The sequence below is a fragment of the Marinobacterium iners DSM 11526 genome, assembly GCF_900107855.1.
Classification (GTDB): domain Bacteria; phylum Pseudomonadota; class Gammaproteobacteria; order Pseudomonadales; family Balneatricaceae; genus Marinobacterium; species Marinobacterium iners.
The window spans coordinates 50,045-71,048 of sequence record NZ_FNRJ01000006.1; the positions used below are offsets into that span (position 1 = coordinate 50,045).

Genomic DNA, 21,004 nt, shown 5'->3' on the forward strand with positions numbered 1-21,004 from the left:
CTTAGACTCCGTCAGGCTTCAGGCAACAGCTGTTCGCCGCGCATCAGATCATTAAGCGTTTCGCGCGCACGGACCAGGCAGGCCTGATTGTCATCTACCATCACCTCCGCCGGGCGCGGACGCGTATTGTAGTTGGACGCCATCACAAAACCGTAGGCGCCCGCGGAACATACCGCCAAAAGATCACCTGGCTGCAGGTTCAGCTGACGATCCTTGCCGAGGAAGTCACCGGTTTCACACACGGGGCCCACCAGATCCCAGTGCTTGCTTTCGCCCTCTTCACGCAGCTCGACCGGAATGATCTCCTGATAGGCACCGTACAGAGACGGGCGGATCAGGTCATTCATGGCACCATCAATGATGGCAAAATTCTTGTCACCGGTCTGCTTGAGGAATTCGACCCGTGTCAGCATGACACCGGCATTGGCAGCGATGGAACGACCCGGCTCGAAGATCAGTTTGTAATCACGCCCTGCAAGCTTTTGCAGTATTGCGGCAATGTATGCGCCTGGTGCCGGCGGTGTTTCATTGGTATAGCAAACCCCAAGGCCGCCCCCAAGATCCAGATGATGGATATGAATCCCTTCCTGGGCCAATGTATCCAGCAGCGCCAACAGACGATCGATGGCATCAAGGAAGGGGCTGACGTCGGTCAGCTGGCTGCCGATGTGGCAATCCATACCCACCACGTCCACATGCTCCAGCGCCGCAGCGCGGCGATAGACATCAGCGGCCGTATCGATATCGATGCCAAACTTGTTCTCTTTCAGCCCCGTCGATATGTAGGGATGTGTGCCCGCATCCACATCCGGATTGACGCGGAAGGAGACCGGTGCCTTGACGCCCATCTCCCCGGCGACCGCATTGACGCGATCCAGCTCGGCATCGGATTCGATGTTGAAGCAGAGAATACCCACTTCAAGCGCGCGGCGAATTTCGGCGGGCTGCTTGCCGACACCGGAAAACACCACCTTGCGCGGATCGCCGCCGGCACGCAGCACGCGCTCCAGCTCGCCGGCGGAGACGATATCGAAACCGGCACCCAGACGCGCCAGTACGTTCAGCACCGCCAGGTTGGAGTTGGCCTTGACGGCGTAGCACACCAGCGCATCACGCCCCTCAAGTGCCTGGGCGTAATCCAGATAGGCCCGCTCCAGCGCATCGCGGGAGTAAACGTAGGTCGGGGTACCGAACTCTTCGGCGATGCGGCTCAGTGCCACTTCTTCGGCGTGCAGGCGACCGTTGCGGTATTCAAAGTTATCCATGGACACTCTCGTTGTGACTGATGTGGTGAGCCGCCGTCTCGTCCGGCAGATAGAGCGGGCCCTTCTGACCACAGCCCGACAGCAGCAGAGCGCCCAGCAGGAGTGCGGGCCAGCAGCGTTTCAGCATCATCAATCCCTTTTTAATCGGTTGACCACCCACCAAGGGCAGTATTTAACCGGCAATTATACCCTTAGCCACGGGGGCTGAGTACCGCTGCAGGCTGAGTTATACTCATCGCCCATACACACCTGCAGAGAGTGACCCGATGACCGAATCCGAATTCATGAGCCGAGTGGATGCAACACTGGAACGGATCGAAGAGATCCTGGACGACGCCGAAAGCGATCTGGACTACGAAAGCCAGGGCGGCATGATGACGGTGAAATGCGAAAACGGCAGCCAGATCATCTTTACCCGCCAGCCACCGGTGAAACAGCTTTGGGTTGCCACCCGCAACGGCGGCTTCCATTTTGACCATGATGGCGAACAGTGGCTGCGCGATACCGATGGCGCGACTCTGGCCGAGGTGCTGGCGGGCGCCTTTGCCGAACAGGCAGGTGAAAGCTTCGATTTTAAGGGCGTCTGATTTCAGTGAAGTCGGATTTGCTTGGGGGGAGTGAAACGGGGCAGCCCCGGCAACAGTGCCCCTCTCGATTCAACGGGTCACTGCCCTTCAGCCCTGACTGAGCAGGCGTGATACCGCCTGCTCCAGCCGATCCAGCGCGCCTCGATTGGCGGCGACAAAGGCCGCTGCCTGCTGCCCCGCTTCACGCCGCCGGTCCACGCCTTCAAGCCAGATCGATAACTGCGCCTGCAGCCCGGCAGCATCGGCAACCCGCACCAGCCCACCTGCTTCCTTCAGCGCATCGGTAATGCTCTGGAAGTTGAAACAGTCCGGTCCCATCACCACCGGCAGCCCCAGTGCCGCCGGCTCCAGCGGATTATGCCCGCCGGTACCGCTGAAGCTGCCGCCGACGAAGGCGATATCCGCCGCCGCGTAGAACAGCATCAGCTCGCCCATGCTGTCGCCCAGATACAATTCGGTATGTTCGTCTGGCCGATCGCCACGGCTGCGACGTACCAGCCTGTCGCTGTAGCCACGGCATAATTCCGCCACAGCATCGAAGCGTTCCGGGTGACGAGGCACCAGGATCAGCGCCAGCTCGGGATGCACCGCCTTGAGTTGCTGCCAGGCCTGCAGCAGAATCTCATCCTCGCCCTGATGAGTACTGGCCGCGATCAGCACCGGGCGCTCAAGGCCCAGCTGTTCCCGCAACGTGCGCCCCGACGCAACTTGCCCGGCGTCAGGCTCGAGATCGAATTTGATACTGCCGGTCACATCGACCCGTTCAGGTGGCATGCCCAGCACAGCAAAGCGCTCCGCATCCGCCGGCGCCTGAGCGGCGATCAGGCTCAGTTGCTGCAACATCGGTTTTGTCAGGGCTGAAAAACGCTGATAGCCGCGCGCCGAACGCTCCGACAGCCGCGCATTGGCCAACAGCACCGGCACCTCGGCGCGGGCACATTGGTTGATCAGATTGGGCCAGAGTTCGGTTTCAACAATGATGCACAGCTCGGGATGAGTGCGGCGCAAAAAGGCCCGCAGCGCCAGCGGCAGATCCCAGGGACAGAAGCGCTGTTCAACTCGATCACCGAACAGCGTGCGCACCTGAGCCGCACCGGTGGGTGTCATATTGGTGATCAACAGCCGATGCTGTGGATAACGCGCCAGCAGGCGGTTCACCAGGGGCGCAATCGCCACCGTTTCACCCACTGATACGGCGTGGATCCAGATCACCGGCTGGCCGACGGCAGGCCCAAGCCCCAGCCGCTGAGACCAGTTTTGCCGATACCCGGGTGCCTTGCGACCACGCCACCAGAGGCGCAGCAGCAGGATGGGCAGCAGCAGGTAGAACAGGAGAGTGTAGAGCTGTCGCATGGGCGCCGATACATGGTTGAATAAAGCCTGCAGTGTAACACTGCCGGAGCATACAGCCGAACGCTGGAACCCCCGGCGCATATCGGGGACAATGCAGGCAACTGCCACCGTTCAGCGGATCTGAATATGGATAACACTCAACATCTGCCCGAGGCCGACTCTCGGCCGAAGCGACCAAGTCTGACCTGCATACTGCCGGCCTTCAATGAGGCGGAAAACCTGCGTCACTTGATCCCGGAGTTGAGCCAGTACCTGCAGAAATTCTCCGATGAGATTGAGCTGCTGGTGGTCGACGATGGCAGTCAGGATGATACTGCTGCCCTGGTCAGTGCCCTGACCCATGAATATCCCGTCACGCTGCTGCAGCTGTCACGCAATTTCGGCAAGGAAGCAGCGCTCAGTGCAGGGATAGACCATGCCGATGGTGACGTTGTTCTGCTTATGGACTCCGATGGTCAGCATCCGCTTGCCGTGGTCGATCAGTTCTTTCATCACTGGCACCAGGGCTGGGAGATGGTCTATGGCGTGCGTGAAGATCGCTCGGACGAGTCCCATGCCAAGCGTCATCTGACCAATCTGTTTTACAAAATCCTCAGCCGCAGTGCCGAGATCGACATCCACCCGGATGCCGGTGATTTTCGCCTGCTCGATCGCAAGGTGGTGCAGGCATTGCGCCAACTGCCTGAGCGCTCGCGCATGATGAAGGGGTTGTATGCCTGGGTCGGCTTTCCCAGCAAGGCGGTGACCTTTCAAGTCGCACCGCGCATGGGTGGCAGCACCAACTTCCGCCTGCGTCACTTGTCGTCCCTGGCCCTGACCGGCTTCACCAGCTTCAGCAGTGCGCCGCTGCGCATCTGGATGTTGATCGGAGCCGGGGTCTCGGTGCTGTCAGTCTTGTATGCGTTCATTATCGTGCTGCGCACACTGATTTTCGGTTCAGACGTACCCGGCTGGCCCACCATCGCGGCAGGAATCGCTTTTCTTGGCGGTATTCAGCTGTTTTCGGTGGGGATTCTGGGCGAGTACATTGCCCGCATCTTCTCTGAAGTGAAGGCGCGTCCGCTGTATCTGGTTGGGCGTCAGGTTTCCTTCCGCGATCGTGCCGAAACTCGGGATAACAGCGATGACGCGTGAAGCCCTGAGCTTTATCGCGGTCGGGGTCAGTGCCCTGCTGGTACACTGGTTGGTAGTAATTGCACTGGTCCCTCTGGCCGGACTGCACCCGCTGATCGCCAACGTGATCGCCTTTCTGGTGGCGTTCAATGTCAGCTACTTTGGCCATCGCCACCTGACCTTTCGCGCAAGTGACCGCTCACACCGCCAGACACTGCCGCGCTTTGCGGCTGTCGCGGCCAGCAGCTTTCTGGTGAATGAGGCGATGTACTGGGCGCTGCTGACTCTCACCCCAATGCGCTACGATATCGCCATGCTGCTGGTACTGGGCACGGTGGCCGTGCTGACCTATCTGCTGGGCAAGTTCTGGGCGTTCGCATGACTCGATCACTTGTGCTGTGTGCCGATGATTTCGGCATGGCTGACGGCATCAACCGTGCCATTCTGGAGCTGATCGACCTTGGTCGCCTGTCGGCCACCAGCTGCATGACCACCATGCCAGCCTGGACAGAAGGCGCCGCTGCCGCTTTGATTGCACGACATGACCGCGCAGCGCTGGGCCTGCACTTCAATCTCACCGAAGGTGATAATGCCACTCCTCTGGGGAAGCTGATGCAGCAAAGCCTGCTGGGGCAGCTGGATACCGGACGGGTACAGCAGGCATTGAACCGGCAACTGGACCGTTTCGAGGCGTTAACCGGACTGCCACCGGACTTTGTCGACGGCCACCAGCACATTCAGATGTTTCCGGGCATTCGCGATATTGTGCTGCAGACGCTGCAGCAGCGTTATCAACAGCAGCGCCCCTGGGTTCGGGTATCAAACCCTGCAATCGGCGGTCATGATGCCGGTTTCAAGGCTGTGGTACTGCGGCTGATGGGACTGGGGTTTGAGCAGCGGCGACGACAGCACTCCGTTGCCGGCAATCGAAGTTTCGCCGGCATGTACTCGCTGCAACCAGATGCCGGTTTTGAACTCATGCTGCAGCACTGGCTGAAAACGCTACCCGAAGGTGCGTTGATCATGTGCCACCCGGGGCACACCGATGGCCAATCCGGACTGGCCCGTGCACGGCAACAGGAATGCGACTGGCTCGCCGGTGACGCCTTCGGCGCCGCCCTTCAACAGAGTCAGCGCTCACTTACGGTGATACCTGCACTGGATTGAGCCGTTGTTTACTGGCTGGAAACGTCTATCGGCTGCAATCGGCTTGCGGCAACCACAGTCGCCAACTGATCGACAACGGCGCCAGATCAGGCAAACGTGGCCAGGGCAGACTGAGTTCACCTTCGGAATCCCATTGCCCCGCTTCCGGCAGCGCTAACTGCCAGCGGCTGTCTTTCGTTTCCCAGATCAACACCCCGCCCTGCTGTTCTAAACGCGCCTGATCAGCCCAGGACGCCAGCGCCAGATCCCCATCCGGAATGACTGAGGCACGTGGGCTCAGATTGATCGCCACGGTCTCGGCCAGCCAGTAGTCACCGGCCACCAGTTGCAGCGGACAGTCGGTATGCTGCAGCCATTGTTGCTGCAGGGTGTTGGCCAATGCCTGATCCGGCCAACCGGTGCGAGACGGCTTGTCACGAACCTGATCCTTGAAGCCCACAAAGAGCAGCATCAATACGCTCAGCAGCAACAGGAAAATGGCAAATGCCCACAGCAGGCGCTTCCAGCGCTCTCGCAGCACCTCCAGCGGAATTATCGATGCCAGTATCAGGCCGGACAGGTTCCACATGGGCGCGCCCCACATGTCACGGGTGCCAGCCCCTGTGATCATGGCTCCCAGCGCCGTCAGCAGTGCCGGCATCAGCCCGATCCAGAACAGAAAGGCGGCGCCTTCAACGGGACGCTGCCAGCAACTCCGGCGCCAGAAGCCCGCCATCAATAACAAGAGCAGCAACGGCAGATGGTCTACAAGCTGTACCAGCAGGAACTTCAGCGGCCCCAGCCAGCGGGATTCGGTGGCAGACGCTGCAGCCGAGCGTGCCGCCGCATAGCTGAACGGCAGAAAATCATGCGCCACCAGCCAGAGCAGGTGCGGCAAAAAAACCAGCCCCATTACCAGCACACCGAGCCAGAGCTGCGGCTTCAGCAGCTTCTTCCTCAGCGGTGGATGTACAATCAGCCACAAGAACATGGGCGCCAGCAGCATGATGTAGGAGTACTTGGTGAGCAGTCCAAGCCCGGACACCAACCCGAGCAGCAGCCAGTTTAGCCAGCGATCCTGGCTGATGGCGCGGTGAAAAAACAACACTGCCGCCGCCCAGATCGGCATCTGTGCCACATTGTGGTTGAATTCGATGGTGGGCCAGGTAAAGAAATACACGCCCAGCAGCGCCAACACGCCAAAAGCTGCACGTTCCCGATCCAGGGTGCGGCAGCCAAGATGCCAGACACAGAGCAGAGTCAGGCCGATGCACAGCTGACTCAGCAGAAAGGGACCAACATCACCCAGGGCGAGCTCAAACAGGTACAGAATCCAGGCCGGAAGCGGCGGATGCTTGTAATAGCCCCACTGCCACTCCTGCCCCCAGTAGACACCCTCCACCACATCGAGCGGCAGACTCTCAACCAGCAAACCCGGCAGCAGTGCCCAGCTGATCAACTGCAGTGCAAGCAGCCACAGCAGCCCGCGGTAACAGATCGACTGCGCGGTTTTCATGCCTGCTACTCCGTATCGGTCTGCAGAATATGGAACTTGGAATAGGCCCCCTGCTGTTCCAGCAGTTCGGAGTGAGAACCCTGTTCAATGATGCGACCGTCCTCCATCACCACGATGATGTCGGCTTTTTCAATGGTGGACAGGCGGTGTGCTATCACCAGCGTGGTTCGACCACGCATCACCTCTTCCAGTGCATCCTGAATGTGCCGCTCAGACTCACTGTCCAGCGCCGATGTCGCCTCATCCAGGATCAAAATCGGGGCATCCTTCAAAATGGCGCGGGCGATGGCGATACGCTGACGTTGACCGCCGGAGAGCAACACACCATTTTCACCCACTCGGGTATGAATTCCCTGCGGCAGACGTTCGACAAACTCGGTTACGTGAGCAGCTTCTGCCGCCGCCAGAATGGCGGTCTCACTGGCACCGGCCATGGCGCCATAGGCAATATTTTCGGCGATAGTGCCGTTGAACAGCACCACATTCTGGTTCACCAGTGATATCTGGCTACGCAGGCTATCCAGCGTAAACGATTCCAGTGGCTCGCCATTGACCAGCAACTCACCCGTCCAGCCATCATTGAAACGTGGCAACAGGCTGGCCATCGTGGTCTTGCCGCTGCCGGAACGCCCCACCAGAGCAACACTTCTCCCCTGCGGCAGGCTCAGGCAAATATCCTGCAGCACCTCCTTGTCCGTGCCGGGATAGGCAAAATGCAGGTGGCGGAATTCGATATCCCCGATCCGCTCCAGCGTGCGGCTGCCACTGTCCTGTTCAACCGGCTCATCCAGCACTTCAAACAGACTTTCTGCTGCGGCGATCCCCTTCTGCACGATAGACGTGATATCGGTAAGCAGGCGCAGCGGTTTGGTGATCATGCCGGCTGCGGTCAGAAACGCTACAAAGCCACCGGTGCTCATGCTGCCCATCACATCCGGGTGCATCGCCAGAAACAGCAGCGCCGACAATGCCAGCGCGACCAACAACTGAATGATCGGAGTATTGAGCGACTGGGTCACCACCAGCTTCATGAACTGACGCTTGTTGTGCAGGCTGGCCTGCTCAAAGCGCCCCCGCTCGGCTTCGGCACCACCAAAGATGCGCACCACCTGATAGCCCTTGATCGATTCGGAGGCCGACTCGGTGATATCACCCACCGATTTCTGAATGCGGCGGCTTAACTTGCGCATCCGCTTGGCGGCCATGGATACCACTAATCCGATCAATGGCCCGGCGGCAATGAAGATCAGGGTCAACTTCCAGTTGAGGTAAAACATGTAGCCCAAAAGCCCCGCAACCGTAAGGCCTTCACGGAACAGAACCTTGATTGCATTGGTTACGGCCTCGGTTACCTGCTCGACGTTGTAGGTCAGTTTTGCCAACAGTTCGCCACTGGATTTGTGGCTGTAGTAATGAGAAGGCAGCAACAACAGGCGTTCGAAAACCTGGGTACGCAGGCGATGGATCACCTCCCGTCCTACATAAGCGATGCTGTAGTTGCCAATAAAGGCCCCCAAGCCTCGCAGAATGAAAATCCCCATCACGGCAGCGGCCAGAAACCAGCGCTGGTCATAGTCATTGCGCTGTACTGTATCGACCACCATTTCAAGCCATTTGGCTGAGAGCGCCTGGCCTGCACCATAGATGGCAAAACCGATAAAGCTGACCAAAAATATCAGCCAAAGCGGGCGCACATAGACCAGCAAGCGTTTGTACGTTTGCCAGGCGCTGTCTACTTCCGGATGACTTTCACTTTTCAAGGTCTGGTCAGACTGCATAGTACTCCCGATACCACTGCACAAATCGATTCACCCCCTCGTCAACAGACGTGGCCGGCTTGTAACCAACACTCTGCTGCAACGCACTGCTGTCGGCGGAGGTATCAGGCACATCACCCGGCTGAAGTGGCAACATTTCCTTGTGCGCTTTCTTGCCGGTGGCCGTTTCGATTGCAGCGATAAAATCACCCAGCTTGACCGCATCACTGTTGCCGATGTTGTAAAGCCTGAAGGGTGCCTTGCTGGTGGCCGGATCAGGATGATCGCTGTCCCAGTCCGGGTTTGAACAGGCCGGTTGATCACTGGCGCGAATCACACCTTCAACGATGTCATCGATATAGGTGAAATCACGCGAGTGATTGCCGTTATTGAACACCTTGATCGGCTCGCCGGCCAGAATACGACTGGTAAACAGATGAGGCGCCATATCGGGGCGCCCCCAGGGGCCATATACCGTAAAAAAGCGCAGCCCCGTGGTGGGCAGGCCAAACAGGTGACTGTAACTGTGCGCCATCAACTCATTGGAGCGTTTGGTGGCCGCATAGAACTGTACCGGATGGTTAACGCCGTCATGTTCACTGAAAGGCATGTGGGTATTGGCACCATAGACACTGCTGGTGCTGGCATAGGTCAGATGCCCGACCTGATGCTGTCGGCACGCCTCCAGTACGTTTACAAAACCGACCAGATTGCTTTCCACATAGGCGTGAGGATTTTCAATTGAGTAGCGCACACCCGCCTGAGCGGCCAGGTGAATGACTCGGTCAAACCGGTGTTCGGCAAAACAGGATTCAACCGCATCACGATCTGCAAGATTGGCGCGGATAAACTGGTAGGTTGAGCCGGTATCTGCTGCCGTCTGCTCCAGACAGCTCAGGCGAGCCTCCTTCAGACCGGTGTCATAGTAGTCGTTGACGTTGTCAAAACCGACCACCTCATCACCACGCTGGAGCAGCTTCATCACGGTATGGAAACCAATAAATCCGGCATTGCCGGTGACCAGTACTTTCATGGTATCGCCTCAGGAGTCGCTGCCAAACAGATCTCGTGTGAAAACCTTTGCTTCACAATCCTGAATCTCGTTCGCCAGCCGATTGGCCAGAATTACATCACTGATCTGTTTGAACTCGTTCAGATCACGAATCACGCGGGAGTTGAAGAAATAGTCTTCATCCAACACAGGCTCATATACCACCACTTCAATTCCCTTGGCCTTGATCCGTTTCATCACGCCTTGTATGGCAGAGGCTCGGAAGTTGTCCGAGCCGGATTTCATCACCAAACGATAGACTCCCACCACTTTCGGGTTACGCGCAATCACGGAGTTGGCGATAAAGTCCTTGCGGGTGGTATTGGAATCCACGATGGCGCGAATCAGGTTGTTGGGTACCTGATCATAGTTGGCCAACAACTGCTTGGTATCCTTGGGCAGACAGTAACCGCCGTAGCCAAAAGAAGGATTGTTATAGTGGTTACCAATACGTGGGTCGAGTCCAACACCTTCAATAATCTGTCGGGTACTCAGGCCATGCGACTGAGCGTAGCTGTCAAGCTCGTTGAAATAGGCAACACGCATCGCCAGATAGGTATTGGCAAAAAGTTTGATCGCTTCGGCTTCAGTGGAGTCAGTGAACAGAACCGACACATCCTGCTTCAGCGCGCCTTGCCTGAGCAGGCTTGCAAAGCGCTCGGCTCTCTCGGACTGTTCGCCCACGACGATGCGTGAAGGATACAGGTTGTCATACAACGCCTTGCCTTCGCGCAGGAACTCCGGCGAGAAAATCAGGTTGTGTGTGCCCAGACGCTGTGCCAGCTCACGGGTATAGCCCACCGGCACCGTGGACTTGATCACCATCACCGCCTGTGGGTTTATCGCCAGTACATCCTGCACCACGGCTTCAACACTGCGGGTGTTGAAGTAGTTGGTCTGTGGGTCGTAATCGGTGGGCGTGGCAATGATGACAAACTCGGCACCGGCATACGCCTCGTGCTTGTCCAGTGTTGCCCGCAATTGCAGCTTGCCGGAGGCCAGGTACTGGCTGATCTCGACATCCTCGATTGGCGACTCGCCTCGATTAAGCTGATCCACCTTATGACTCAGGATATCCAGCGCTACTACCTCGTTGTGCTGAGCCAGCAATACCGCATTGGAAAGCCCTACGTAGCCTGTGCCTGCAACTGCTATTTTCATCTATAACCTTTCAGCTATCGGGTCCGAAGATAAGTGGTGCATCATACCATGAGAAAATCGGGCAGGGATGTTACAGCCCGTATCGGTTTGCCGCTTGGGTGTCACCACTTTACAATCAGCCCTGTCATGACCTGCTGCAAGAGAGCCCGTGAGCCAACACACCGCACCTGACAAGCGCTTTATGAGCCCTCGATTCTGGCCTGCCCGAATCGGTATCGGTCTCTTATGGCTGCTTAACCGCCTGCCTTGGCGCTGGCAGATCCGTCTCGGCCGCGTATTGGGGCATATGCTTTTTTACATGAGCCCGCGCCGACGCCATGTGACAGAGGTCAACATCCGCCTGTGCTTTCCTGAGCTGAGCGACGTTGAACAAGCGAAACTGGTCCGCTCGGTGTTTGCCAACAACGGCATCGGCCTGTTCGAGACAGCCATGGCCTGGTGGACTCCACGGGAAAAGCTGAAGGGTCACTTTACACTCAAGGGGCAAGAGCACCTGGATGCTGCCTTGGCCAAGGGTAAGGGCGTTATTTTATTGGGCGCACATTTTTCGACCCTCGACCTGGGCGGACTTCTGTTTTCAGACTTTTACCCAGTCGATGCCATGTATCGCCGCCACAACAATCCACTACTGGAACGGATCATTACCCGTTGCCGCCAACGCTGTTTCGAGCTGGTGATTGAGCGCTCGGAGATTCGAACCGTCCTGAAGGCTCTGCGCAACAACCACATTGTCTGGTACGCACCTGATCAGGACTTTGGCAGTCACCAGTCGGTGTATGCACCCTTTTTCGGCGTTCCTGCAGCAACCATTACCGCAACCACACGCATGGTAAAGCTGAACAATTCACCGATTTTGATGCTGGCACAGCACCGCCTGCCAGACGACTCGGGCTACGAACTGGAACTGTTCCCTGCAATCGAGCCATTCCCGACCGGTGATGAAGAGATCGATGCAGCCCGGGTCAATGCCGAAATTGAGCGCGCCATCCGCAAGGACCCAGCGCAGTACATGTGGGTGCACCGTCGCTTCAAAACGCACCCACAGGGCAAGAATTACCTGTATCGCAGGCAGCCATAGTCAGCTCAGCAGCCACTCCAGCGGATCTACGGTTTCAGGCGGCCTGGCCCCCGCCTGTTCAACAAACAGGCGATACCAGATCGCCAGCTGAATCAGCGCAGCAACAGGCTCTACCAGTTTCCTGTCCAGTTGTGGCAGCTTGGCAAGCAGGCCCTGCAGCTCCTTTCTATCCAGTATCTCGGCCAACAACGGGGACCCCATAAGCGCCTGCTCAAGCCTGACAGGGTCCAGTGATCTGATCCAGTCGGCAACCGGCACGGAAAAGCCTTTTTTGCGCCCTTGCTCAACCTGAGGAAGGTGTGCCTGAAGCCATTTGCGCGGCAGATATTTACCGGTTCGCCCACGCTGTCGTAACGACTGCGGCAGCGACAGTCCGAACAACACCAGTCGATGATCCAGAAAAGGCACCCTGCCTTCTACACCCTTGACCATCATCATCCGATCCGCCTTTACCAGCAGATCATCCGCCAGCCAGGTCGCGATATCGGTCGCCTGCATGCGTGTCAAACGATCAAGGCCTGCAAACCGTTTCCAGTTCTGGATAAAGGGCGCTCGCCAATGGCCAAACAGACTTGCCTGCTGTGAAGGCTTGATCAGGTCCAGTGCCTGCGACCGATTAAAACGACCTTTGGTTCTGAAACCACCACTGCCGGGAACCCTCAGCTGAGCAAGCCAACGCTGAAACACAGGCATGCGATAGCGACCATAACCGGCAAACACTTCATCGCCTCCTTCGCCGCTCAATACCACTTTGTGGCTCTGCGAGGCCCTGTCTGCCAGTACCAGCGTTGGCAGCGACGCGAAGTCACCCATCAGCTCATCACTGGCCCAAATCGCATATACCAGTTGGTCAAACAGCCTGATCGGCTCTGATTTAACGTACTCAAGCTCAAGGCTACAGGCCTGGGCCACAGCACCTGCGGCCTCTGACTCGTCATGCACGGTTGTGCTGTTAAAGGCCAAACTCCAGGCTTTGGGCAGTTGTTTACCAAAACTGCAACGACTGAGCTCTGTAGCCAATATTGATGAATCAACACCTCCGGACAGAAAGAGCCCCACCGGCACATCGGAGCGCAGATGCTTTTGCAGCACATCCTGCAGCAGCTCATCAAAGGTCTCCAGGGCAGCCTGCTCGTCACCCTTGAATACCGGCTGTTCTTTAAGCGACTGTTCCAGCGACCACCAGATGCCTGTCTCAATATTTCCATCCGGCAAAACCTTGAGGAATCCACCCGGTGGTACACGGCAAATACCCTTGATCGCCGTTTCATCACCAGACGCAAAGTTGATCTGCAGGAATCGCCCTACCGCTTCCAGATTGGGCTGCAGTTTGTCCGGCAACACCCTGACCAACGCCTTGATTTCCGAAGCAAAAGCAATGCCGCCGGGCAATTCGCAGTAATAAAGCGGTTTGATACCGAAGCGGTCGCGTACCAGCAGCAGCTCACCGTTGCTGCGGTTATAAAGCGCAAAGGCAAACATGCCTTCCAGCTGATGCGCAAAGTCTGCGTCGGGGCCTGAGTCTGATGCAGACAGTGGCAAAATGGTTTCGCAGTCAGAGCCGGTATTGAATCTTTCACCCCGCCCCTGCAGCGACTGCCTCAGCTCCACATGGTTATAGATTTCCCCATTGGCGACCAGGACCCGCTGCCGGTCTTGTGAATACAGAGGCTGTTGTCCGTGTTCCAGATCGATAATTGAAAGTCGGGTATGGATGAGGGCGACCCCCTGCTCGGCAAACACGCCCTGCCCATCGGGTCCGCGATGAGACAGCGCAGCCGCCATCCGAGCAGGAAGTTCAGCATCAATGTCACGCCCTGGGGTGTAGATGCCGGCTATTCCGCACATCAGCGAGCTCCCGCCAAGAGCTGCTCATACAAGGCGTGATAGGCCGATACAATGGCCTCTTGGCCAAAACGCTGCTCCAACGTACAACGCCCGGCACTTATCATCGCGGCTTTCTGATCATCAGAGGCGGTCAGTACCTGCTGCATGGCGGCGGTCAGCGCCTCACAGGCATCGACCTCTGTCAGCACACCGTCAATGCCATCCGTCATCAGCTCCAACGCACCATCACTGCGTGTGGAAACAACGGGGACACCATGCGCCCAACCCTCAAGAATCACATTACCCAGTGGCTCATGCCGTGAGGGGCAAACGAACAGGTCTGCCATGGCAAAAAAGGGAGCTGGATCCGACTGCCAGCCCAGAAAATGGATGCGGTTACTGGCCGTACTTTTGCTCGCCTGATCCTTGAGCTGATCGGCCAGAGGACCATCTCCCGCCAGCAGCAACTGCACACGACGCCCACCGATCTCTTCCGGCAAGGCCGAAAAGGCATCCAGCAGCGTGTCAAAAGCCTTGTTGGTATGCAGCCGCCCAAGAGCAAAGATCACCAAGTCATCTTTCAGGTTTAACCGCATCTTCCACTGCTGCAGTTGTTCAGCTTCAACCGGTTCAGGACGAGGAACAAAGTTACTGATGTAGTGTACGCGATCAGCAGGGTAACCATGCCTGATCAGGTAATCACAAATCCCCCGGGTATTGCCAACCAGTGCATGTACATGCCGATAGTGATCCGGATTGTAGAAGCCTCCGAGCCGGGCCACATGAACCGGCCCCTTGCCTGGGCGCAGATGAACCAGACGCGTCGCCCGTCCCATCCAGGTTTGGACTATGTCGGGCTGCTCACGCCGGATCAAGGCCCCCAGACTGAAACGCGACAGAGGGTCGAACACACTGCGCATGGCACTGGTCGCTACAGGCGCAGACAGGCTACTGAGCAGTTCACTTCCAGGCGGCACGATGGCGGTTGAACCCAAATCACTCGTCTGGTTAAACGCACGGTGAAGGCGAACAAAAAAGCTTTCGGCGCCACCCAGTTTCTTGCTGCCGATGATCTGAAGCGTTTGAATCCGGCTCACGGGAACTCCTGTCGTTGTGCGAAACTTGCCAGGCGAACCTGTTTGCCCCGACAATAGAGCGCGATTATAGCAACCTCCAGACCCTTGAAACCAACAGGCATCACATGACCGACACCACCCTGCCCATCAGTGTCACCATCATCGCTCAGGACGAAGCGGACCGCATCGGCATGGCGATCGAAAGTGTGCGGAACTGGGTCGACGAGGTTGTCGTGGTGGACTCGGGCAGCACTGACGGAACCCAGGAGATCGCAGCATCACTGGGGGCGCGTGTCGTTCATCATGACTGGCCTGGGTATGGCCTGCAAAAGCGGTTTGCGGAAGATCAGGCCCGCAATGACTGGATCTTCAACATTGATGCGGACGAACGTATCCTGCCTGAGCTGCAGGCGGAAATAGTCGCCATGTTTACTCAGGCACCCGATGCCGATGGCTACTTCATTGCCATTCACGACCGTCTTTACTGCACCGACCGGTTGAGTGCTTACACACCCTACAAACCGGTACGGTTGTATCGGAAGTCAAAAGGGCGCTACAGCACCAGCCCGGTACATGATCGCGTACAGATGGAGGCAGGGGCGAAAACCGCCGCACTCAAGGGTCGCATGGCACACGATTCGCTCAAGTCTTTCCACCATCGCATAGAAAAAATGAACGAGTACACCGAGGCGCAGGCAAAAGACCTTCTGGCCCGTGGCCGAAAGCCGTCGACTTTTCGTATTCTAACCGAGTTTTGGACCGCCTTTATCGTGGGTTACTTCTTCCGCGGCTACTGGCGTGGCGGACTGATGGGTTATATCTATGCGGTTAACTTTGCGTATAGCCGATTTTTAAGGCAGATAAAACTTTATGAGTCTGAGCGAAAAAAGTAACCCTTTTGCGATTATTTTTTTCGGCCTAGATAAATACTCTGCTCCAGTATAGCTTTCAAACGGGGCTGAATTGCTTCTACAGTGTAACTTTCACTGCGTTTATACGCCATTGTGGCAACAGATGCTCTATGCTCTGCATGCTGCAATGCAGCACAAATACCGTCTGCCAACTGCTGCGCATTACCCGGGGGCACCAGCCAGCCGTCACTGCCTGATTGGATCTGACTGGCAGGTCCCGACACATCACTGGCTATGACTGGGCAACCATGGACAGCCGCTTCCAATATAACGATACCAAAGGTTTCACTCAAAGACGGCACGACTAAAAGATCAATGTCACGCAGCCATCCACCAATATTTTCCACCCAACCATGAATATGAACCTTGTGACGGATAGAAAGGGACTCTGCAAGAGCAAGAATATCCTCTTTATCCGGTCCGCTGCCAGCAAGATGTAACTGCGTGTCAGGCATTATTTCAACCACTTGAGAAAATGCCGTTAATAGCGTATCCAACCCTTTTTCAGCTGTCATACGCCCGACAAACCCAACATTGCCCGTGTCTTTTTTGATACTTTTAACAAAAGATGGTCGTTCAAATACAAAGTTGGGCAAAATCGCTGTTCTATCCTTTTCGTATCCAGCGTCCCAAAAGCGCTGACACATGTCTTCAGTAAGACCAATCAGGTAGTCTGCCTCAAGCATTCGCCGTATTTTATTGCTGTGAGAGAATCCAACAAGTGGCGTCGTCAGGCTTTTTAAGGCCAGACCAAGAATACTGGTAGCACGGGCGTTATGCGTTAGCACCAGATCCGGCTTGACTGTCCTCAAGCGCAGGTGTGCCTGAATAATACGAAAAACATCATAATAGCCCCGGGGAGAAAATGCGTAATAACTGTGGCTATCCCGTTGTAAAGAATCACGATAGGGTGATTCAAACGGTAGCCACACCTCAACTTCGTGGCCCAGTCTTATCAGCAACCTGTTTATATTAACAAAAGCCGTTTCCAGCCCTCCTTTCTGGCTGGAACAAAGCACATGTACGATTTTCATGCCTTGTATTCCTGCGGAAAAGAATCCAACAACTCTTCTTGTATACGCTTGACTGCCTCAACAGAGACTCGATCACTCTCCGCGACATCATACAGTTGCTCAGCAGTGATCCTCCCCTTTGTAAGCTCCGAGCAGTCAACTGAGCACAGTGCCTCGCGGCCAAATACCGAGAGGTAGTCATATATCTTATAGTCGCCACCAACATGAATATTGCTTCCTGTCTGTAGATAAGCAGTGGGGACATCATAGCTGTGGGCTACTATATAAGGGTGCATAGCTGTCGTAATCACCAACTTGGCAGATACTATCGCTTCGATAATAGTCACATGATCATCAGCCAAACTCATCTGTACAACGTTATCATTTGGAAATTTACAACGAATTGTATCGATCCATTTACCGGAGTGGTGGTCATGAAGGTGAGGGAGGCATAGTACGTGCTGGCCTTTACTCAGGTGATCCGACGGAAAGAAATGAGAGCACAACAGCCCGGGATCTCCCAAACAGATTTTATCAATATCCATATTGAAGCGAGCCGCCGACAGCTTACCTCTAAGTGCATGCGCACGAATAAACCTGCCAGATGTTGACTCTCCAGGTGCCAAAAAGCCTGTACCCCAAAGATGCAAAGGCCGACCAAGATTGATTAGCCAACGTTTGAAACGCTTTTTGACAACACGCTCGGCAAGACTTCCTATCGCGACCAGATCAGCATATTTCAAATCACTGAACGCAACATCAGCGCCAGATGCTTTCTGTGTAATTTCTCTGGAAAGGATATCGCCGAAGTTACCTTCAGAGTTCTGATAATAAAGCCTAACTGGCGATCTCATTTTTCATTTTCCCATTCGCTGAAATGATGGAGTAAGCCATTGATAACGCCAAGCATAAAAGGTAAGAGTTAGCACCGAGATTGTTACGTAATGTTGCACTGGTCAAACCAATAACCAAAAAAGACACTGTCACAAAAAAAGTTGGCGCTGCTTCAACAAGCGAAACCCCGTAATAACGAAGTATGTAAAAGGGGAACAATACAAACAAAAAAAGGCAGATCAGTCCAAATATACCACCTCTCTCCAGCATATAAAAATACTCAGAGTGGGTATGAAAACTCAACATATAATCAGGATAATTCCCTGATGCCAAGATTTCCTTTTTCACTTCCAAGGCTTCTTTTACACCATAGCCGAAAATAGGGTTGCGCAAAAAAACATCCCATGCCAGCCGCCATGACTCTATTCTTACTGCTATAGAGTTATCAAAGGATATGTCACCTGCCACCAAATAATTGCTTGCTTCAATATAGGCAAGAGTTATTCTATCCCAAAGTAAAAAATAAATTACAAGCAATATTATCAGAGCAAAAAATGACAACATCTTGAAATTTGAAAGACTTTTCAGGTTATACCTGTAATGTATGAAAACCATGATTATATTTATGATGGTAAAGGCTAGAATGGGTCCTCTGGCTTCAGTCATGACCAGAATAACCGATACCGCCACGAATCCCGACAACAGCCAGCCAAAGGGCGTCTTTCTCACAGGAACAAAAAACATACCTGCCAATAAAGAATAAAAAAACACGACAGCTGTTGAAAATGTTCCTTTGTTATACCATAAGCCTGGATATTCACCGTCATAGTGTTCGGACTGACTTGCAAATATTCCTCCTTCCTGAAGAAAAAGAAAGAACAATGTATAGAAAAACATCAGAACAATCGCTTTCGTCAGAAGATCATTCGATATATTCCTGTAATATAAAATAGCACCAACCGGCAACACCAGGAGCACATTACGTGATATTTTTTCAATATCACTTACTGAAGAATAACCTCTTGCCATGTTAATAATGTCAGGCAGGACAAAAACCAAAAGACTTATGGAAAAAAGTCTCGAAAACCGAAGATCAATTTTAAAACCAAAAAAAAATCCAATAATAAAAAAAATGGAAACAAGGTAGACAAAATCCTTGTACAGCCCTGGCCAAACAAAGTAATTTACGATAAAGAAACAGGCTATTATTCTAAAAAAGAGAGCCGTTTGCGTCTTTTCTGTCAGAATTTGATTCATATTTTTTCATATAGCGAGAGAGTTTTCTGTATCATTTTATCAAGTGTGTACGGCCCCTCCAGCATGTCACCACATCCCTTACTATCCAAACAGAAATTCACCTTTTGAGCAGCCAGTGAATATTGACCTGTAGGGACTTTTCCTTCCGAATAAATGGCCCCCAAGGTTTCAGCCACTGCCCCATGGGCATACCCCACCACCGGTGTACCAATCGACAAACACTCCACAACCGTTCGCCCAAACGCTTCTGCGGTTGTTGATGTAAGGGACAACATCACATCTGAAATGGCATACAGCTCTTTCATATCCGAGCGGGTACCGAGGAAAGAGAAATATTCATCCAGTCCAGCCGTACTAATGGCAGCTTTTACCTCATGAATAAACTTGTTCTTGGGGTCACTGCCGATGATCAGGACATGAAAGTCCTGCCGCTGTTGACTGAGCTCTGACACTACCTTGACCAGATCAAGATGCCCTTTCCAGCGCGTAATGCGGCCAGGAAAGCAGATCAGGTGTTTGTTCCGGGCCTGAGGACAGTCATCAAAGAGACGTGCTTTCCACTCCTCTGTGGGCTGATACCCACGCGGAAATTCTTCCGGGTCAATGCCCCGATGAATCACGGTTACCTTGGCAGGGTCCACTTCCGGGTAGTTGTCCAACAGGTAGCGTTTGGCCGTTTCAGATACGGCAATCACGCGCTCCCCCTTCCCCATGATGGCGCTGTAGCGATTTACAGAGTGCATACCATGCAGGGTAGTGATGAAGCGCGGCCGAGTCTCCGGGTTCATCTTGCGCCAGGCCAGCCATACAACCCAGGCGGGCATGCGTGAGCGCACATGCACGATATCCGGCTTTTCTTCGGCCAGCCAACGGCGCAGCCCGGCCACCTGCAGCAGCGTCAGCAACGATTTCTTGCCCAGCTCCCATTGCACATGGCGACTGCCTTCACGTTCAAGCTGTTCAACAAGGCGCCCACCGGCCGACACAACAATGGACTCATGGCCAGCGGCAACCAATCCACGGGCTACTTCAAGCGTACCTCGCTCGACGCCTCCCAGCTCAAGGGCTGGCAATACCTGTACAACCTTCACAGCCACTCCCTCCTGAGTACTTCCTCGGCACAGCGCTCTGCTTCATTCAATACGATGCTCTCTGCATCCAGTCCGTTCATCGACCAGTCCGGTGCACGCACCACCAACCCTTGCGCTGTCAGCTGCTCAACACCCTTGCCGATCCGGTTGTCCGCTTCACTACTCAGTGGCAAAACGCCAACCTGGCAGCCCGCCGTCAGCGCTTCATACACCATGGATGCGCTGTCTTCCGTTACCCAGCAGACCTCGGCACGAGCCAGCTGCTGCGGCAGCCAGTCAGGGCCGGTTGCGGAGGCAGGTACAAAACGATCCCCACACAACCCTGACAAAGCCTGTTCAGTGCTGGCAGGCGTACGCCGTGACGAGCCGATCAGCCAGTTGCGCGGCGCATGTTCCAGCAGTGCACGCACCTGTACAAGCATGCCGGTTTCATCCCAGTTGTAATGTTTTGACGGCCCGCCGATCAGTATGACACCGCTGCCTGGAGCCTTCTTGCCCGGTTGCATCCGGTTGAGCGCCCCGTGAGTGACAATGATATTGGGACGTTTCGGAGGCTGGTCATGCTCAGGCACCAGACAGAGATCAAAGAACCCCATCGGTATAGACGGTTTCATCAGTACAATGGCGGGTACACGGTACAGTTTGCGCAGCGCCAACAAGGTCAGGTGCGTGTCGTGTCCTGCACCGATCAGCAGATCAGGGCAATCATCCAGTTGCGGCAAGGCGCCGCCCAGGAAGAGCCTCAGTGCCTCAAAGCGCCCCATTGGCTCGCGCTCGCTGATCTCCACCGAAGTACGGCGGGCAATCGCTTCGGCCAGTCCCATTGACTGGTTGCGATGCCCGGGCTTGCCATCGCTGATAATCAGGATCTGTTTCACGCGCACCCACTTTGCTGTTTCCAATACGCTCGGCCCAACAGACCAGACGCTTGCCATAGGCATCAAATGATACCATTGCAGCCTCTGTGC

20 protein-coding genes are annotated in these 21,004 nt (G+C 55.1%); 6 read left to right on the forward strand and 14 right to left on the reverse strand.

All coding sequences use genetic code 11. The features are described 5' to 3' along the window. Positions 1-11: 11 nt before the first annotated feature. Both lysA and lptM read right to left on the reverse strand, forming a co-directional pair. A complete protein-coding gene (gene lysA / locus BLV48_RS08510; RefSeq protein WP_091825964.1) occupies positions 12-1,265 on the reverse strand; it encodes a diaminopimelate decarboxylase in 1,254 nt (417 codons plus the stop codon). Continuing rightward, positions 1,258-1,392: an LPS translocon maturation chaperone LptM gene (gene lptM / locus BLV48_RS08515; protein ID WP_206842283.1), complete on the reverse strand. Its 135-nt coding sequence runs from the start codon at positions 1,390-1,392 to the stop codon at positions 1,258-1,260. The genes lysA and lptM overlap by 8 nt, the downstream gene beginning before the upstream one ends. 139 nt (positions 1,393-1,531) lie before the next feature. Here lptM and cyaY point away from each other — a divergent pair, with 139 nt between their 5' ends. Continuing rightward, entirely contained in the window at positions 1,532-1,852 is a 321-nt protein-coding gene (gene cyaY / locus BLV48_RS08520) for an iron donor protein CyaY (RefSeq protein ID WP_091825970.1), read from the forward strand. Between the two features lie 87 nt (positions 1,853-1,939). Here cyaY and waaA read toward each other — a convergent pair whose 3' ends face one another. Next, entirely contained in the window at positions 1,940-3,205 is a 1,266-nt protein-coding gene (gene waaA, locus BLV48_RS08525) for a lipid IV(A) 3-deoxy-D-manno-octulosonic acid transferase (protein WP_091825972.1), read from the reverse strand. Positions 3,206-3,331: 126 nt separating this feature from the next. On the opposite strand from waaA, the gene BLV48_RS08530 reads away from it, so the two are divergent. From BLV48_RS08530 to BLV48_RS08540, 3 genes are read left to right on the forward strand one after another with little or no spacing between them, the layout of a single operon-like run. Next, positions 3,332-4,339 carry a glycosyltransferase family 2 protein gene (locus BLV48_RS08530; protein WP_091825975.1) on the forward strand — a complete coding sequence of 336 codons (1,008 nt, stop codon included), beginning with the start codon at positions 3,332-3,334 and terminating at the stop codon, positions 4,337-4,339. Next, the gene (locus tag BLV48_RS08535) at positions 4,329-4,700 is read left to right on the forward strand and encodes a GtrA family protein (RefSeq protein ID WP_091825977.1); all 372 of its coding nucleotides are present in this window, start codon (positions 4,329-4,331) and stop codon (positions 4,698-4,700) included. The genes BLV48_RS08530 and BLV48_RS08535 overlap by 11 nt, the downstream gene beginning before the upstream one ends. Then, positions 4,697-5,485 carry a ChbG/HpnK family deacetylase gene (locus BLV48_RS08540; RefSeq protein ID WP_091825980.1) on the forward strand — a complete coding sequence of 263 codons (789 nt, stop codon included), beginning with the start codon at positions 4,697-4,699 and terminating at the stop codon, positions 5,483-5,485. Before BLV48_RS08535 ends, BLV48_RS08540 begins: the two co-directional genes overlap by 4 nt. Before the next feature lie 25 nt (positions 5,486-5,510). Here the strand turns inward: BLV48_RS08540 and BLV48_RS08545 are convergent, their stop codons facing one another. From BLV48_RS08545 to BLV48_RS08560, 4 genes are read right to left on the reverse strand one after another with little or no spacing between them, the layout of a single operon-like run. Continuing rightward, complete coding sequence (locus BLV48_RS08545) at positions 5,511-6,980, reverse strand: glycosyltransferase family 39 protein (protein ID WP_091825982.1); 1,470 nt, start codon at positions 6,978-6,980, stop codon at positions 5,511-5,513. Between the two features lie 5 nt (positions 6,981-6,985). Beyond that, positions 6,986-8,758 (reverse strand): lipid A export permease/ATP-binding protein MsbA, encoded by a 1,773-nt coding sequence (gene msbA / locus BLV48_RS08550; protein ID WP_091825985.1) that lies wholly within the window; start codon positions 8,756-8,758, stop codon positions 6,986-6,988. Further along, entirely contained in the window at positions 8,748-9,770 is a 1,023-nt protein-coding gene (locus BLV48_RS08555; protein WP_091825988.1) for an NAD-dependent epimerase, read from the reverse strand. Before BLV48_RS08555 ends, msbA begins: the two co-directional genes overlap by 11 nt. Positions 9,771-9,779: 9 nt before the next feature. Beyond that, the gene (locus BLV48_RS08560; RefSeq protein WP_091825991.1) at positions 9,780-10,949 is read right to left on the reverse strand and encodes a nucleotide sugar dehydrogenase; all 1,170 of its coding nucleotides are present in this window, start codon (positions 10,947-10,949) and stop codon (positions 9,780-9,782) included. Between the two features lie 148 nt (positions 10,950-11,097). Here BLV48_RS08560 and lpxL point away from each other — a divergent pair, with 148 nt between their 5' ends. Next, positions 11,098-12,027 (forward strand): LpxL/LpxP family Kdo(2)-lipid IV(A) lauroyl/palmitoleoyl acyltransferase, encoded by a 930-nt coding sequence (lpxL, locus tag BLV48_RS08565; protein WP_254774996.1) that lies wholly within the window; start codon positions 11,098-11,100, stop codon positions 12,025-12,027. Here lpxL and asnB read toward each other — a convergent pair whose 3' ends face one another. Further along, entirely contained in the window at positions 12,028-13,875 is a 1,848-nt protein-coding gene (asnB, locus tag BLV48_RS08570) for an asparagine synthase (glutamine-hydrolyzing) (protein ID WP_091825994.1), read from the reverse strand. Beyond that, on the reverse strand, positions 13,875-14,951 hold the full coding sequence (locus BLV48_RS08575) for a glycosyltransferase (protein ID WP_091825998.1): 1,077 nt from the start codon (positions 14,949-14,951) through the stop codon (positions 13,875-13,877). The genes asnB and BLV48_RS08575 overlap by 1 nt, the downstream gene beginning before the upstream one ends. Before the next feature lie 104 nt (positions 14,952-15,055). Between BLV48_RS08575 and BLV48_RS08580 the strand changes: the two genes are divergently transcribed. Further along, positions 15,056-15,823 carry a glycosyltransferase family 2 protein gene (locus BLV48_RS08580; protein ID WP_091826001.1) on the forward strand — a complete coding sequence of 256 codons (768 nt, stop codon included), beginning with the start codon at positions 15,056-15,058 and terminating at the stop codon, positions 15,821-15,823. 11 nt (positions 15,824-15,834) lie between these two features. Here BLV48_RS08580 and BLV48_RS08585 read toward each other — a convergent pair whose 3' ends face one another. From BLV48_RS08585 to BLV48_RS08605, 5 genes are read right to left on the reverse strand one after another with little or no spacing between them, the layout of a single operon-like run. Then, positions 15,835-16,875: a glycosyltransferase family 4 protein gene (locus BLV48_RS08585; protein WP_091826004.1), complete on the reverse strand. Its 1,041-nt coding sequence runs from the start codon at positions 16,873-16,875 to the stop codon at positions 15,835-15,837. After that, positions 16,872-17,708, reverse strand: a complete 837-nt coding sequence (locus tag BLV48_RS08590; RefSeq protein WP_091826007.1) for a glycosyltransferase family protein — start codon at positions 17,706-17,708, stop codon at positions 16,872-16,874. The genes BLV48_RS08585 and BLV48_RS08590 overlap by 4 nt, the downstream gene beginning before the upstream one ends. After that, positions 17,692-18,945: an O-antigen ligase family protein gene (locus tag BLV48_RS08595; RefSeq protein WP_091826009.1), complete on the reverse strand. Its 1,254-nt coding sequence runs from the start codon at positions 18,943-18,945 to the stop codon at positions 17,692-17,694. The genes BLV48_RS08590 and BLV48_RS08595 overlap by 17 nt, the downstream gene beginning before the upstream one ends. Continuing rightward, positions 18,942-20,036, reverse strand: coding sequence for a glycosyltransferase family 4 protein (locus BLV48_RS08600; RefSeq protein ID WP_091826012.1), 1,095 nt, complete (start codon positions 20,034-20,036; stop codon positions 18,942-18,944). The genes BLV48_RS08595 and BLV48_RS08600 overlap by 4 nt, the downstream gene beginning before the upstream one ends. Further along, on the reverse strand, positions 20,033-20,977 hold the full coding sequence (locus BLV48_RS08605) for a mitochondrial fission ELM1 family protein (protein WP_254774997.1): 945 nt from the start codon (positions 20,975-20,977) through the stop codon (positions 20,033-20,035). Before BLV48_RS08605 ends, BLV48_RS08600 begins: the two co-directional genes overlap by 4 nt. Positions 20,978-21,004 lie beyond the last annotated feature (27 nt).

What these genes read in the sequence shown, in the direction of transcription:
- msbA (WP_091825985.1), bottom strand. Translation starts at nt 8,758, where the DNA reads ATGCAGTCTGACCAGACCTTGAAAAGTGAAAGTCATCCGGAAGTAGAC.
- BLV48_RS08585 (WP_091826004.1), bottom strand. Translation starts at nt 16,875, where the DNA reads ATGAAAATCGTACATGTGCTTTGTTCCAGCCAGAAAGGAGGGCTGGAA.
- BLV48_RS08545 (WP_091825982.1), bottom strand. Translation starts at nt 6,980, where the DNA reads ATGAAAACCGCGCAGTCGATCTGTTACCGCGGGCTGCTGTGGCTGCTT.
- BLV48_RS08605 (WP_254774997.1), bottom strand. Translation starts at nt 20,977, where the DNA reads ATGCCTATGGCAAGCGTCTGGTCTGTTGGGCCGAGCGTATTGGAAACA.
- BLV48_RS08555 (WP_091825988.1), bottom strand. Translation starts at nt 9,770, where the DNA reads ATGAAAGTACTGGTCACCGGCAATGCCGGATTTATTGGTTTCCATACC.
- lysA (WP_091825964.1), bottom strand. Translation starts at nt 1,265, where the DNA reads ATGGATAACTTTGAATACCGCAACGGTCGCCTGCACGCCGAAGAAGTG.
- cyaY (WP_091825970.1), top strand. Translation starts at nt 1,532, where the DNA reads ATGACCGAATCCGAATTCATGAGCCGAGTGGATGCAACACTGGAACGG.
- BLV48_RS08540 (WP_091825980.1), top strand. Translation starts at nt 4,697, where the DNA reads ATGACTCGATCACTTGTGCTGTGTGCCGATGATTTCGGCATGGCTGAC.
- BLV48_RS08530 (WP_091825975.1), top strand. Translation starts at nt 3,332, where the DNA reads ATGGATAACACTCAACATCTGCCCGAGGCCGACTCTCGGCCGAAGCGA.
- lptM (WP_206842283.1), bottom strand. Translation starts at nt 1,392, where the DNA reads ATGCTGAAACGCTGCTGGCCCGCACTCCTGCTGGGCGCTCTGCTGCTG.
- BLV48_RS08560 (WP_091825991.1), bottom strand. Translation starts at nt 10,949, where the DNA reads ATGAAAATAGCAGTTGCAGGCACAGGCTACGTAGGGCTTTCCAATGCG.
- BLV48_RS08590 (WP_091826007.1), bottom strand. Translation starts at nt 17,708, where the DNA reads ATGAGATCGCCAGTTAGGCTTTATTATCAGAACTCTGAAGGTAACTTC.
- BLV48_RS08595 (WP_091826009.1), bottom strand. Translation starts at nt 18,945, where the DNA reads ATGAATCAAATTCTGACAGAAAAGACGCAAACGGCTCTCTTTTTTAGA.
- waaA (WP_091825972.1), bottom strand. Translation starts at nt 3,205, where the DNA reads ATGCGACAGCTCTACACTCTCCTGTTCTACCTGCTGCTGCCCATCCTG.
- asnB (WP_091825994.1), bottom strand. Translation starts at nt 13,875, where the DNA reads ATGTGCGGAATAGCCGGCATCTACACCCCAGGGCGTGACATTGATGCT.
- BLV48_RS08580 (WP_091826001.1), top strand. Translation starts at nt 15,056, where the DNA reads ATGACCGACACCACCCTGCCCATCAGTGTCACCATCATCGCTCAGGAC.
- BLV48_RS08535 (WP_091825977.1), top strand. Translation starts at nt 4,329, where the DNA reads ATGACGCGTGAAGCCCTGAGCTTTATCGCGGTCGGGGTCAGTGCCCTG.